Source organism: Bartonella sp. AU15XJBT (assembly GCF_028618615.1).
GTDB lineage: Bacteria > Pseudomonadota > Alphaproteobacteria > Rhizobiales > Rhizobiaceae > Bartonella.
In genome coordinates, this window is record NZ_JAQITG010000006.1 from 50,551 (window position 1) to 64,527 (window position 13,977).

The following is a 13,977-nucleotide window of genomic DNA, read 5'->3' on the forward strand; positions in this document are numbered from 1 at the left end:
TCTTATAACCTAAGAAAGAGAGAATCATTAATAGGAGAGAGGTGCTTTCGTGCACTAATACACAAAGAGTTGGAGATGAGAGGGGGCATAATGTAGTCAATGGTGTTGTCGAGAAACTGTGTTGTTTCTCCATAAAAGGCATTTTGTTGATTAATTTGAATCATTTGAGGAAAAAATTCTTGCACGACGAGAGGGTCATGGAGTGCTGTGAGAACTGTGCGCCCTTGCTGTTGCCAGTACGTGATCAGTGCAAGAAGGTCTTTTTGGGTATTGCGATCGATACCATTGAAAGGTTCGTCAAGCAAGATAATATCGGCATCTTGTACAATGATACGTGCAAAAAGGGCGCGTTGTAATTGCCCACCTGATAATGTTTCAAGCGAATGGGTGGCAAGTTCTGTGAGCCCAACCATTTCAAGCGCATTCTGAATCTTAGAATCATAAGGGCGCTGGTTTTTCCATAATCCACAAAAAGACCATAGTCCTGTTTTTACAAGTGTTTTCACATCAATTGGAAATGTTTGGTCTATATCACATTGCTGAGCAAGATAAGCAATGCGGCTTTTTTTGGGTTTTGTAATTTTTCCTTTAAGAGGTTTAATCAATCCGGCGATGGCTTTGAGCAATGTTGATTTTCCAGCACCGTTATCACCTGTTATTGCGACCAAGGAACCCGCTTTTAACTTTGCTGAAAAACCCTTGATCGCTATTCTATTCCCATAGCCTAATGTTGTCTTTTTAAAGTTCAGATCCATAACTTATACCATCTTTGCTTATTATTTTGGAAACTATGTAATAATATAACGTTTGTCAATAAAATGTTATATTATTACATAATTTTGAGTGTTGAATATTTTAGTGGGAAGATCGTGGACAATTCAAAATAATGGTTGAATTCTCCTTGACGAAAGAGAGAGAGTATATACTATATATAGTATCAAAATGATTGGTGATTCTAAATAAGCACAAGAGAGGGTGTTAGTGTGTTTCGTTTGGTATCTAAGTTATTTCCAATGTTATCGTATAAAGTTTGTTGAGCAAGGGTATAGCGATATTCTTGCTGAAGTGTCTCTTTTGGAAGGATTTCCTTTCGTTTTTGTAATTGATTTTTGCCGTGAAAGAGTAAAAACAGAACTCTTGAAAACGGTGGTTTAGAACGTTAGTTTTTTAGACAGCAGGAGGGAATTGTTTGCCAAGCAAAAGATTGTTTTATAACTGGGGGCCCCCATTTAAGTTGTAGAATAATCGCTTATTCTCATCATAGTCCTTGAAGTCATTTGATGAGAGGTTCTGTTATGTTCAGAAAGCTGTGTGCTCTTTGAAAATAATCGCACGTTTTGCATACAATTTCTGTTGTTTGTTATTCTTGAGTACCTATAAAATTATTAGATTGACTCTTTTAGGGTTGATTGTTTTGAATTGTGAAAGTTGAAGAAAATGTCGATCACTATTTATAGCAAACCATCTTGTGTTCAATGTGATGCTACACGCCGCGCTTTTGATGCAAAAGGCATTCATTATCGTGTTGTTGATATTTCCTCTGATGAACAAGCATACAGTTTTGTTCAATCTCTGGGGTATCGTCAGGTTCCTGTCGTTGTTTGTGGTGAGAATCATTGGTCTGGTTTTAGACCAGATATGATTAGTGGTCTTTGTGCTTAATGGGGCTTATTGTTTATTATTCGAGTGCAACGGGTAATACAGAACATTTTGTCTCGCAACTTGGTCAACGACTCTTCAGAATTGATAAAAGAAAGCCCTCTGCATTCGTTGGTGAACCTTATGTACTGGTTGTCCCTACGTATGCAGATGGAGAAGGAAGAGGGGCGGTGCCGAAAGCCGTTATTCGTTTTCTTAATGAAGCTGAGAACCGCAAGTTAATTCGTGGTGTCATTGGTGGTGGGAATCGTAATTTTGGTCGCTATTATAATTTAGCCAGTAAGATCATAGCTGAAAAATGTTGTGTACCTTGCCTTTATCGTTTTGAGCTGCGTGGAACTGATGAAGACGTTATTTGTGTAAAAAAGGGATTGGAAAGATTTTGGAAACAATTGGGATAGAACAGTCGCAGAAATCCGATCAGATTACGGATTATCATGCGCTGAATGCAATGCTTAATCTTTATGATGAAAATGGCCATATCCAATTTGATATGGATCGGCTTGCAGCACGGCAATATTTTCTTCAGCATGTTAATCAAAATACAGTTTTTTTTCATAACCTGAAGGAAAAAATAGATTACTTAATAGAGGAAGGTTATTATGAAAAAGCCTTATTTGAGCTTTATGATTTCTCTTTTATTAAAAAGCTTTTTAAACGCGCTTATGCATTTAAATTTCGTTTTCCTACCTTTCTAGGTGCATTTAAGTACTATACCAGTTATACGCTAAAGACTTTTGATGGGAAGCGTTATCTTGAACGGTATGAAGACCGCATCTGTCTTGTGGCTTTATATTTGGCACAAGGGAATAAAGCTCTTGCTGAAAGTTTTGTGGATGAGATTATTACAGGGCGTTTTCAACCAGCAACGCCAACATTTTTAAATGCTGGAAAAAAACAACGAGGTGAATTGGTTTCGTGTTTTTTGCTCCGTGTTGAAGATAATATGGAATCGATAGGCCGTGCGGTTAATTCTGCTTTACAGCTTTCAAAACGCGGTGGAGGTGTGGCACTTTGTTTAACAAATTTGCGGGAAGCTGGAGCGCCAATTAAGCAAATAGAAAATCAATCGTCCGGTGTTTTACCAGTGATGAAACTTTTGGAAGATTCTTTTTCTTATGCCAATCAGCTTGGGGCCCGGCAGGGAGCTGGAGCTGTTTATTTGCATGCACATCATTTAGATATTATGAAATTTTTGGATACAAAGCGTGAAAATGCCGATGAAAAAGTTAGAATCAAAACGCTTTCTCTTGGTGTAGTTATTCCTGATATTACTTTTGAGCTTGCTCGGAATAATGAGGATATGTATCTCTTCTCATCTTATGATATTGAGCGTGTGACAGGTAAACCCTTTAGCGATATTTCTTTAACGGAGCATTATCGCTCTTTTGTTGATAATGCAAAGATTCGGAAGAAGAAAATAAGTGCACGCGTTTTTTTTCAGACATTAGCGGAAATTCAATTTGAATCTGGTTATCCTTATATTTTATTTGAGGACACTGCTAATCGATCCAATCCGATTTCTGGACGCATAAGTATGAGCAATTTATGTTCAGAAATTTTGCAGGTGAGTGAGGCAAGTGAACTGGAGACAGATTTAACCTATCGCACGATTGGAAGTGATATATCTTGTAATCTTGGGTCAATGAATATTGCTAAAGCCATGGAAAGTCCTGATTTCGGACAGACGGTGGAATCTGCTGTCCGCGCTCTTACTGCGGTTTCGGATATGAGTAATATTGCTTGCGTGCCGTCCATTGCGAAAGGCAATGCTGAAAGTCATGCGATTGGTTTGGGACAGATGAATTTGCATGGGTTTCTAGCGCGTGAGCAGATCTATTATGGGTCTCCAGAAGCGATTGATTTTACCAATATCTATTTTTATATTGTGACATATCATGCCATACGGGTTTCCAATTTAATTGCCCGCGAACGTCAAGAAATGTTTGCAGGGTTTGAAAAATCAGCTTATGCTGATGGACGTTTTTTCGAAAAATATATTGAAAAAGAATGGAAACCGCAATTTGCACTTGTACAAGAGCTTTTTGCACGGAATAATATTGTCATCCCAGATCACAAGGATTGGCAGGAACTCAAGAAACGCGTTATTGAGTATGGGCTTTATAACCGCAATTTGCAGGCAGTTCCCCCTACGGGATCTATTTCCTACATTAATCATGCCACTTCTTCTATTCATCCAATTGCTTCAAAAATTGAAATTCGCAAAGAGGGAAAAATTGGGCGCGTTTATTATCCCGCTCCTTATATGGATAATACAAATTTGGATTTTTACCAAGATGCTTATGAGATTGGTCCTGAAAAAATTATAGATACCTATGCTGCTGCGACACAGCATGTTGATCAAGGTCTTTCATTAACACTATTTTTTCCGGATACCGCTACCACACGTGATGTTAACCGCGCACAAATTTATGCCTGGAAAAAGGGTATAAAGAGTATTTACTACGTGCGGCTGCGACAAGTCGCATTGAGTGGAACAGAAGTTGATGGTTGTGTTTCGTGCAGCTTATAGGAGGTCATCATATGACAAAGATTACAACCAAAAATCCTATTGTGTCTGCTGTTAATTGGAATAGATTACACGATGAGAAAGATCTTGAAGTATGGAACCGATTAACTGGAAATTTTTGGTTGCCTGAGAAGGTTCCACTTTCCAATGATATTCCCTCATGGTCAAGCTTAACGGATGAAGAACGTAAATTGACGATTCGTGTTTTTACAGGATTAACGCTGCTAGATACAATTCAAAACACGGTAGGGGCTATTTCATTGCTTGCTGATGCGATAACAGAGCATGAAGAGGCTGTTTTGACGAATATTGCGTTCATGGAAGCGGTTCATGCACGTTCTTATTCCTCTATTTTTTCAACTCTTTGCTCGACGGTAGAAGTCGATGATGCATTTAGATGGTCAGAAGAAAATAGTCATTTACAGAAAAAGGCTAGATTAGTCCTTGAGCGTTATGAAGCAAATGATCCACTCAAGAAGAAAATTGCCTCGACTTTGCTAGAAAGCTTTTTATTTTATTCTGGTTTTTATTTGCCCATGTATTGGGCCAGTCGCGCTAAGTTGACCAATACAGCAGATCTCATTCGACTGATCATTCGTGATGAAGCAGTCCACGGTTATTATATAGGGTATAAATTCCAATTGGGATATGCAAAGCTTGAGGAAGCCAAAAGACAAGAAGTTAAAGATTTTGCTTTTAATTTGCTCTTTGACCTTTATAACATCGAGTGCAAATATACCGAAGATCTTTATGATGCTCTTGGATTGACGGAAGATGTAAAAATTTTTCTTCATTACAATGCTAACAAGGCTTTAATGAATTTGGGTTTTGAAGCTCTTTTCCCTCCTGAAGTGTGTCGTGTTAATCCTGCGATTTTGGCAGCTTTATCACCAAACTCTGATGAGAATCATGACTTTTTTTCAGGGGCTGGTTCTTCCTATGTCATTGGCAAGGCGGTTGCGACTACGGATGATGATTGGGAATTTTAATGCTTGTATGCAAACAGAAGTGCGCGGGGTATCCCACTTAGATCTTTGCGCATTTCTAAACATTGAAAACCATTTTTTTCAAATAAATCGCAGACTTCTTTTTCTTGAGAGTAACCGATTTCAACAGCAATAGTGCCGTTTTCTTTTAAGTAGTTGGCTGATTCATGGGCAAGCTTTCGATAAAAATCAAGCCCATCTTTTCCACCAATAAGAGCACGCAATGGATCATATAAGCGCACTTCTTTTGCAAGTGTTTTGATATCTTTTGCGGGAATATAGGGTGGATTGGAAACAATGAAATCAAAGCGATCTGTGACAGAATCAAACCAATCGCTAAGAAGAGGTGTGAAGCGATGTATGACGTCAGCATTTTTTGCATTTTTTGTAGCCGTTTTAAGGGCATCTTCAGAAATATCGACCGCTACTGTATAGGCTTGGGGAATTTGTTTAAGAATAGCAATGGCAATAGCACCACTTCCTGTTCCCATATCAAGGAATGTTATTTTTCTCGAATTTTCGACCTGTTTTTTGAGGAAAGGGAGAATAAGCTCGATGAGCGTTTCTGTATCCGGACGAGGCTCTAACGTTTCTTGAGACAACGCGAAAGATATACCATAAAATTCTCTCATCCCTATAATACGATAGACAGGTTCTCCCGCAATACGGCGTTTTACAGCTTGTTCTATTTGTATAATGTGCTCAGAAGACAGTTGTATATCTGGTTTAGAAATTCTTGTCGCAGCATTTATTCCTGTTATCCATTCGACGAGTATTTTCGCATCGAGATCGGCTTCCAAAATTCCTTTCGTGCGCAATCTTTCTTGCGTTTGTTGAATAACATTCTTGAAAGAATATTTGCTCAATTATTATCCATTTCCATCAGGAGTGTCGTTTGATGATCTGAAATGAGTGCATGAACAAGCTCATCAAGATCTCCTTCCAAAATTCGATCAAGCTTATAAAGGGTCAGATTAATACGGTGATCCGTGACGCGCCTTTGTGGAAAATTATAGGTACGAATACGTTCTGAACGATCACCAGAACCAACTTGACTTTTACGAGAAGCTGAACGTTCACTTTCTATCTTTTGTCGTTCGATATCGAACAAGCGTGCCCGTAAAATTTGAAGGGCCCGTGCTCGGTTTTGGTGTTGTGATTTTTCTGCTTGTACGACCATAATTCCTGTTGGAATATGCGTGATCCGAACAGCTGAATCCGTTGTATTGACGTGCTGTCCTCCAGCGCCAGATGCACGCATTGTATCAATACGAATATCTTCAGGACGAATATCAATATCAATTTCTTCAGCCTCTGGAAGCACTGCAACAGTAGCCGCTGATGTATGGATACGTCCTCCAGTCTCTGTTTCAGGGATACGTTGCACACGATGGACACCTGATTCATATTTCAATTTAGAAAAGACACCTTTTCCTGAGATGGTCGCAATAATCTCTTTATATCCGCCAACTTCCCCCTCACTGAGTGAAATAACCTCTACTTTCCAATGGTGAGCATGGGCATAACGTTCATACATGCGAAAAAGATCACCGGAAAAAAGTGCCGCTTCTGATCCACCCGTTCCTGCTCGAATTTCAATAATAGCGCTTTTTTCATCAGCGACATCTTTAGGCAAAAGCAGAATCTGGAGTTCTTTTTCAAGTTGCTCTACTTTTTTATATAACGATGGTAGCTCTTCTTGGGCAAGACTACGCATCTCTATATCTGTTTGTTTATCGTTGATAATCGTTTCTAATTCTGTAATCTCTCCATAAAGAGCATTTAATGCACGTATAGAGGCAATAACGGGTTGTAGTTCTGCGTATTCAGAAGCTAATTTGACATATGTTTCAGCATTTGGATTGGTCGTCATTTGGCTTTCAATTATTTCAAAGCGCTTTTCAAGCTGTTTTATGCGATCTTGTGGCAAAGAAACCATGATAATATTAGCCTAATTTTTCATAATACAATTTTTATAATATTTTATTGCAATGTTTTTTTGTTACAACACTGGCAATGAATTACCGTACAGCATCATACAAAAAGGGGTAATAAAGCAGAAAAACTTTTTTGCCAATGAAAACTATTCTATTTTTAAGGTAAATTTTTATAAAATTCGATTTGTCTGAAATATCTTCATCTCATGGTATATAATCATCTCTTTAAGAGTTTTTTTTTCCATAAAGTTCAAGACGATGATGAATAATATCATAGCCAAGAGATTTTGCAATTTCTTCTTGCAATTTTTCAATAACATCAGAATGAAATTCGATAACTTGTCCTGTTTCTATATCAATGAGATGATCATGATGTTGGCCATCGGCTTGCTCAAAACGAGATGGACCACCACTAAAGGTATGACGGTGAATTGTTCCATTTCCTTCTAATGTTTTCATGGTTCGATAAACCGTTGAGAGCGAAATACTCGAATCTATTTTGTTTGCACGTTGAAAAATTTCAAATGCATTGGGATGATCATTTGTATCAGCTAAAATATCAAGAATAACACGCCGTTGGCGCGTTACTCTTAAACCAGCTGCGCGCAATTCTTGCTCATAGTTTCGCTTTTTATTCATTTTCATTGTTTGCTTTTCAAACAAAGGATCCATGACAATGTTTGTATTTTTTCTCTGAACCGCAAGGACAGCGTTCATTGCGTCCAACTTTTCCCCATGTGGTTACATCGTTGGGGTCACGGTCTTGTGGATTAACAAACCTATTTTCTTGTGATCGTGCCCATAAGGTGGGATCATTTTCTTGGTTCTGATCATTAAAGACAGAAGAATCAGAACTAGTTTGCTCAGGCATAGTCGGTTCGGTAGGTTGTTGAATAATTTCAAAGCGCATAAGTTTAGAAGTGACAATTCGGCGCAAATTTTTCAACATACTTTGAAAGAGTTCAAAAGATTCTGTTTTATACTCATTGAGTGGATCTCGCTGCGCATAACCACGAAAACCAACAACAGAACGCAAATGGTCTAAACTCACAAGATGTTCACGCCATAACGTGTCAATAGTTTCGAGCAACACTGCTTTGTGAAAATAAGCCATAACCTCTGGAGAGTAGCGTTCAGTGCGCTCATTTTCAAGTTTTGTAACAGCATCCAAGATACGCTCTAAAATTTGTTCTTCGGCAATTCCATCTTCTTTTGCCCATTCTTCCACAGGCAGCTCAAGATTAAAGAGTTGTTGAAGCTCTTCTTCGAGAGCTTTTACATCCCATTTTTCAGAATATGTCCCAGAAGGAATATAAGTCTCTACAAGATCTTCCACGACTTCATTGCGCATTTCATGAATCATTTCTGATAAATCATCTGAGTTCATGACCTCCATACGCTGTTCAAAAATAACCTTGCGTTGGTCATTCATGACATCATCATATTTTAGCAGATTTTTACGAATTTCAAAGTTCCGTGCTTCGACCTTTTTTTGTGCTTTCTCAAGGGCTTTATTAATCCACGGATGGATAATAGCTTCATTTTCTTTCAATCCAAGTTTTTGCAGCATGCTATCCATACGGTCGGAGCCGAAGATACGCATAAGATCATCTTGAAGAGAAAGAAAGAATTTTGAGCGACCAGGATCGCCTTGGCGACCAGAACGCCCACGAAGCTGGTTATCAATACGACGGCTTTCATGACGTTCAGTTGCGATAACGTAAAGTCCCCCAGCCGCTAAAGCTTTTTCTTTAAGTTGTTTGACATCTTTTTTGATTTCTTCAATTTTAGCCGTCCGCTCTGGTCCATCAGTGGTATCCTGTAATTCTTGTCGGATGCGCATTTCAACATTACCACCAAGCTGTATATCCGTACCGCGTCCTGCCATGTTGGTTGCAATGGTGAGAGCTCCAGGAACGCCTGCTTGCGCAATGATGTATGCTTCTTGCTCGTGATAGCGAGCATTTAAGACTCTAAAATCGGTAATGCCCTCTTTTCGCAAACGCTCTGCCAATTGTTCTGACTTTTCAATAGAGGTTGTTCCAACAAGAATAGGCTGTTTTTTTTCGTGTGCTTGACGGATATCACGCACAATTGCCCGATATTTCTCTTCTGCTGTTCGGTAAATTTCATCATCTTCGTCAAGACGTTGTACTGGCAAATTGGTAGGAACTTCGACAACGTCAAGACCATAAATATTTCTGAATTCTTCGGCCTCTGTTGTTGCAGTTCCAGTCATTCCAGATAATTTCCTATACATACGGAAATAATTTTGGAAAGTGATGGAAGCAAGTGTTTGATTTTCTGGTTGAATAGCAACATGCTCTTTAGCTTCTAACGCTTGATGAAGTCCTTCAGAATAACGCCGTCCAGGCATCATTCGGCCTGTAAATTCGTCAATGATAACAATTTCATCATTGCGAACAATGTAATCTTTGTCGCGAACGAACAGTTTATGGGCTTTTAGAGCATTATTAACATGATGAACGATAGCGACATTTTCTATGTCATAAAGACTTTCACCTTTAAGATACCCAGCTTGTTCGAGCATTTTTTCAATTTTTTCAGTACCAACTTCGGTAAAGGTCGTTGTTTTTTGTTTTTCATCTATTTCATAGTCTTCTGGAATTAAGGTAGGAATAAATGTATCAATAAGGTTATAAAAGTCAGTACGATCTTCTAGAGGACCAGAAATAATAAGGGGCGTACGCGCTTCATCAATGAGGATAGAATCCACTTCATCGACAATTGCGTAATGATGTCCTCGTTGAACCATTTGACTATGATCGAAAGCCATATTATCACGCAAATAATCAAAACCTAGTTCATTATTTGTCGCATAGGTGATATCACATGCATAGGCTGCTCTGCGGGCATCGCTATCAAGATCATGAAGAATCACACCCGTTGTAAGCCCTAGAAAACTAAAAATTTTTCCCATTGTTTCAGCATCACGACTGGCGAGATAATCGTTTACTGTCACAACATGAACGCCTTTACCTTCCAATGCATTGAGATAAATTGGTAGAGTTGCCATTAATGTTTTACCTTCACCGGTACGCATTTCAGCTATGCCACAGTCATGAAGAACCATCCCACCAATAAGTTGTACGTCAAAAGGACGCATATCATAAACACGTTTTGCGGCTTCACGAACCGTTGCGAATGCTTCCAGTAAGAGTAAATCAACACTTTCACCTTCACTAAGACGTTTACGAAAAGCATCTGTTTTTTGGCAAAGCTGCTCATCGCTTAATTTTACGAATTGTTCTTCTAAAGCATTAATTTGTGCAACTTTTTGGCGGAGTGCTTTGAGACGTCGCTCATGAGCTGAACCAAAAAATTTACGTGCAAAAACACCTAAATTGACCATCTCTGGTCCTTTCTTTTAATTGTTGTCACTCTTGTTGGGAAATTCATATGCTCTCCCCATGCTCCACATTTTCTTTAAGTTTTCTGATATCATGTAATGCAGATAGTACCATTATACTTGCTGGTGTGCAATTTTTCACTTTAATTGTAAAGTAGAGATAAGAGGCTAAGGTCGCTATGTCAACTTTAGGTATGCTGTTTAGATGATACAATACAAAGTAATTTAAGATACAATATGTCATTTTTCTCTATTATTATGTTTTTCATGTGCATTAGATAGGGTTGGAAAAACTGAGATAAAAGGACGATTTTATACTTTTTAAAATAAAATAACTAATTTATTTCTCTATGTTTAAAGATTAAAGTGTTATGGTAAAGAAAATTGGAATCTTGAACCTGCCTTCATTTTTAAGGAGTATATTTATGAAATTTAACTTTATCACGCTGCTTTTAGCATCAACTTTATTGGCAAGTACAAGTTTAGGGGTGAGAGCCCAAGAAAATTTGAATTCATCACCGAATGATTTAAAGACTTTGGAGAAAGCTTCTGAAAAAGCCGTTTCTCCTTCTCATGTTATGGCTGTTATTGATGGGAAAAATATTACAGCAGGCCAATTGGATGAGTTAGCGCTTGAAATAAATCCTAATTTAGCACGTTTTCCTGATGAACAACGCCGTATTATGGTCTTAAAAGCTTATTTGGATATGCAGGCACTTTCAAAAGAAGCAAAAAGCAAAGGACTTGATAAGACAGAAGCTTACGATAAACGTATGGCAGTTATGCGTGACAATGTGCTTCAACAGCTTTATTTTAAACAGGCGATTATTGACAAAATATCGGATACGGATTTGGAAGCTCTTTATAAACAAGAAATTGCTGCTTTACCTAAAGAGGATGAAGTTAAAGCCCGTCATATTTTGGTCAAAACCAGAAAAGAAGCAGAAGCTATCATTAAGCATTTAAATAAAGGCGAAAATTTTGAAGAGATTGCAAAGAAAAGTTCAACAGATGGTTCCGCTGCTGTTGGGGGTGATCTTGGTTATTTTAGCCATGGTCAAATGGTCAAGCCTTTTGAAGATGCAGCATTTGGTTTGAAAGTTGGTGAATACACGAAACAACCCGTTGAAAGTCCTTTTGGTTGGCATATTATTAAATTAGAAGATCGTCGTGTAAAACAACCTCCTGCATTTGATGATGTTAAAGAGATGTTGCGTACACAGTTGATAAAAAAGCGCTATCAAGAACTAATTGTTGATTTGCGTAGCAAGATAGATGTGAAATATCCTGATCCTAATGTTACAAAAATCATGGAATCGCTTAATCAAAATGGGACACTACTTCCCAATGAGACATCCGATGAAGAAGATACGGAATAGCGAGGAAAAATAAGTAGATAGCCTTTTTAATAGAGAGTTGCTAGGTTTGTTTTTTTCAAAAAAAACCTAGCAGTTTTCTATAAGAGGTTGTTAATCTGCAATCATTTTATTTGTTTTTAGAGAAAGCATATTGTGGTTTTTAAAATATCTCCTTTGCACCCCCAAAACATTCGAGAGCTTTCCCCATTATCTGGTGTACGGATAGCAACAGCTAAGGCTGGAATTAAATATAAAGATCGTACAGATCTCCTTTTTATTGTATTCGATAAGCCAGTGAGTGTGGCAGGTGTTTTTACACGTTCAAAATGTCCATCTGCCCCTGTAGAGCATTGTCGTGCATCGCTTCCCCATGGGGTGGCAAGGGGTGTTGTTGTGAATTCTGGAAATGCCAATGCTTTTACAGGAAGAAAAGGAAAGAACACAACCAATGAAATCATCTTTGCAGCAGCGAACACTTTAAAGGTTAGAGAAAATGAAGTTTTTATAGCTTCTACAGGTGTTATTGGTGAGCCAATGGATGCATCGGGTATTGTAAATCTTTTACCAAGTATGGCAGAAACAGCAGAAGAGGGAAATTGGTTGGAAGCTGCAAAAGCCATAATGACAACGGACACATTTCCAAAACTTGCTACGCGTACTTTTGATTGTGGGGGGATAAATGTTACCATTCATGGAATTGCAAAAGGTGCTGGTATGATTGCACCCGATATGGCGACAATGCTTTCGTTTGTGGTCAGTGATGCTACTATTTCTTCGGATATGCTTCAATCCATGTTATCAGAGGCTGTTGAGGGGTCTTTCAATTCGATTACTGTTGATAGCGATACCTCAACTTCAGATACGCTTATGTTGTTTGCGATAGGAAAAGAACATTTTCCATGCCTTACAAGTCAATCTGATCCACGTTATAGCGTTTTTGTGAAACAATTGGATGCGCTTCTGCATGAACTTGCACTCCAAGTTGTGTGTGATGGAGAAGGTGCTCGCCATTTAATTGAAGTGAATGTGACTGGTGCAACAACAGACAATGCTGCGAAAACGATTGCTTTATCAATTGCAAATTCACCGCTTGTAAAAACGGCTATTGCCGGTGAAGATGCAAATTGGGGACGAGTCGTTATGGCGGTTGGGAAGGCCGGCGTTGAAGTTGATCGTGATCTGTTGACGATTTGGTTTGGTGAACATCGTGTGGCAGTGAATGGTGAACGAGATCCTGCGTATTGTGAAGAAACAATAGGTTCTTATATGCAAGGTAAATACATCACAATTCGTGTTGATATTGGTTTGGGTAAGAGCACAGCGACGGTTTGGTCTTGCGACTTAACAAAAGAGTACGTTATGATCAATAGCGATTACAGAAGTTAACGAATGCACTCTCTATATTTAACGGCCTATTATTTTAAAAAAAAGAGAATGAGATATGTGAATTCTTTTTGAGGTAAGGGAATATGATACAGAGACAATTATATTCTCATTGGAGAGCGATATGTGTATAAAAAGTCCCCTTCTTCTTGTTGTTGCCTGCGCATTGTTAGATCAAAATAATCGTATTTTGCTTACCAAGCGTCCTGAAGGAAAATCGCTGGCTGGTTTATGGGAGTTTCCTGGTGGAAAGGTTGAGCAAGGTGAAATTCCAGAAGCATCATTAATTCGTGAACTAGAAGAAGAGCTTGGTGTGTATGTTCAGGCAAATAATTTACACCCTTTAACATTTGCAAGCCATAGCTATGCAACATTTCACCTCTTAATGCCGTTGTATCTTTGTGACCATTATGAGGGAGTTGCGCAAGGACGGGAGGGGCAAAATTTAGAATGGGTTTTTATTAATGATCTTGATAAATATCCTATGCCTGATGCTGATAAACCATTGGTTCAGGTGTTAAAAAATCATCTTCTTTAATGGGTTTGTGAGAGAAAATACTGTGTACAGAGTAGTGTGTACTTGGTAAAACACCAATGATGGGGACGATCCAAAAGGATTTTTTTGCATAATAAATTGCTTACTCATTATGATGATGTATTTAAAATCAACGCATTCATTTATAATCATAAATTATCCTTTTCGTGTTAGACTATTTCCCTTAATACTTTACTGTTTCATTGTTTTAAACGCTCT

General features: G+C 38.3%; 12 protein-coding genes. 7 read left to right on the forward strand and 5 right to left on the reverse strand.

Features of this window, described 5'->3' with window-relative positions:
• Window positions 1–2 precede the first annotated feature (2 nt).
• On the reverse strand, window positions 3–755 hold the full coding sequence (locus tag PVV57_RS04280) for an ABC transporter ATP-binding protein (RefSeq protein ID WP_273718173.1): 753 nt from the start codon (window positions 753–755) through the stop codon (window positions 3–5).
• Between the two features lie 682 nt (window positions 756–1,437).
• Here PVV57_RS04280 and nrdH point away from each other — a divergent pair.
• From nrdH to nrdF, 4 genes are read left to right on the forward strand one after another with little or no spacing between them, the layout of a single operon-like run.
• On the forward strand, window positions 1,438–1,662 hold the full coding sequence (gene nrdH / locus PVV57_RS04285; RefSeq protein ID WP_273718175.1) for a glutaredoxin-like protein NrdH: 225 nt from the start codon (window positions 1,438–1,440) through the stop codon (window positions 1,660–1,662).
• On the forward strand, window positions 1,662–2,060 hold the full coding sequence (gene nrdI, locus PVV57_RS04290; RefSeq protein ID WP_273718177.1) for a class Ib ribonucleoside-diphosphate reductase assembly flavoprotein NrdI: 399 nt from the start codon (window positions 1,662–1,664) through the stop codon (window positions 2,058–2,060). Before nrdH ends, nrdI begins: the two co-directional genes overlap by 1 nt.
• Window positions 2,042–4,192: a class 1b ribonucleoside-diphosphate reductase subunit alpha gene (gene nrdE / locus PVV57_RS04295; RefSeq protein ID WP_273718180.1), complete on the forward strand. Its 2,151-nt coding sequence runs from the start codon at window positions 2,042–2,044 to the stop codon at window positions 4,190–4,192. Before nrdI ends, nrdE begins: the two co-directional genes overlap by 19 nt.
• An 11-nt stretch (window positions 4,193–4,203) precedes the next feature.
• A complete protein-coding gene (nrdF, locus tag PVV57_RS04300; protein ID WP_273718181.1) occupies window positions 4,204–5,178 on the forward strand; it encodes a class 1b ribonucleoside-diphosphate reductase subunit beta in 975 nt (324 codons plus the stop codon).
• On the opposite strand, the gene prmC is transcribed toward nrdF, so the two are convergent.
• The 4 genes from prmC to secA all read right to left on the reverse strand — a co-directional run bounded on the left by prmC (window position 5,175) and on the right by secA (window position 10,485).
• Complete coding sequence (gene prmC / locus PVV57_RS04305; RefSeq protein WP_273718183.1) at window positions 5,175–6,041, reverse strand: peptide chain release factor N(5)-glutamine methyltransferase; 867 nt, start codon at window positions 6,039–6,041, stop codon at window positions 5,175–5,177. The genes nrdF and prmC overlap by 4 nt on opposite strands.
• Complete coding sequence (gene prfA / locus PVV57_RS04310; protein WP_273783527.1) at window positions 6,038–7,114, reverse strand: peptide chain release factor 1; 1,077 nt, start codon at window positions 7,112–7,114, stop codon at window positions 6,038–6,040. The genes prmC and prfA overlap by 4 nt, the downstream gene beginning before the upstream one ends.
• Before the next feature lie 223 nt (window positions 7,115–7,337).
• Entirely contained in the window at window positions 7,338–7,829 is a 492-nt protein-coding gene (locus tag PVV57_RS04315; RefSeq protein WP_273783529.1) for a Fur family transcriptional regulator, read from the reverse strand.
• Complete coding sequence (gene secA / locus PVV57_RS04320; protein ID WP_273718188.1) at window positions 7,768–10,485, reverse strand: preprotein translocase subunit SecA; 2,718 nt, start codon at window positions 10,483–10,485, stop codon at window positions 7,768–7,770. Before secA ends, PVV57_RS04315 begins: the two co-directional genes overlap by 62 nt.
• Window positions 10,486–10,907: 422 nt before the next feature.
• Here secA and PVV57_RS04325 point away from each other — a divergent pair, with 422 nt between their 5' ends.
• From PVV57_RS04325 to mutT, 3 genes are all read left to right on the forward strand, one after another.
• Entirely contained in the window at window positions 10,908–11,861 is a 954-nt protein-coding gene (locus PVV57_RS04325; RefSeq protein WP_273718190.1) for a peptidylprolyl isomerase, read from the forward strand.
• Window positions 11,862–11,993: 132 nt separating this feature from the next.
• A complete protein-coding gene (gene argJ, locus PVV57_RS04330; protein WP_273783530.1) occupies window positions 11,994–13,226 on the forward strand; it encodes a bifunctional glutamate N-acetyltransferase/amino-acid acetyltransferase ArgJ in 1,233 nt (410 codons plus the stop codon).
• 121 nt (window positions 13,227–13,347) lie between these two features.
• A complete protein-coding gene (mutT, locus tag PVV57_RS04335; RefSeq protein WP_273718192.1) occupies window positions 13,348–13,761 on the forward strand; it encodes an 8-oxo-dGTP diphosphatase MutT in 414 nt (137 codons plus the stop codon).
• Window positions 13,762–13,977: the final 216 nt, after the last annotated feature.

Excerpts from the sequence above, each read along its gene's own strand:
- PVV57_RS04280 (WP_273718173.1), bottom strand. The coding sequence starts at position 755 with ATGGATCTGAACTTTAAAAAGACAACATTAGGCTATGGGAATAGAATA.
- PVV57_RS04325 (WP_273718190.1), top strand. The coding sequence starts at position 10,908 with ATGAAATTTAACTTTATCACGCTGCTTTTAGCATCAACTTTATTGGCA.
- prfA (WP_273783527.1), bottom strand. The coding sequence starts at position 7,114 with ATGGTTTCTTTGCCACAAGATCGCATAAAACAGCTTGAAAAGCGCTTT.
- PVV57_RS04315 (WP_273783529.1), bottom strand. The coding sequence starts at position 7,829 with ATGAACGCTGTCCTTGCGGTTCAGAGAAAAAATACAAACATTGTCATG.
- mutT (WP_273718192.1), top strand. The coding sequence starts at position 13,348 with ATGTGTATAAAAAGTCCCCTTCTTCTTGTTGTTGCCTGCGCATTGTTA.
- nrdI (WP_273718177.1), top strand. The coding sequence starts at position 1,662 with ATGGGGCTTATTGTTTATTATTCGAGTGCAACGGGTAATACAGAACAT.
- nrdH (WP_273718175.1), top strand. The coding sequence starts at position 1,438 with ATGTCGATCACTATTTATAGCAAACCATCTTGTGTTCAATGTGATGCT.
- nrdF (WP_273718181.1), top strand. The coding sequence starts at position 4,204 with ATGACAAAGATTACAACCAAAAATCCTATTGTGTCTGCTGTTAATTGG.
- secA (WP_273718188.1), bottom strand. The coding sequence starts at position 10,485 with ATGGTCAATTTAGGTGTTTTTGCACGTAAATTTTTTGGTTCAGCTCAT.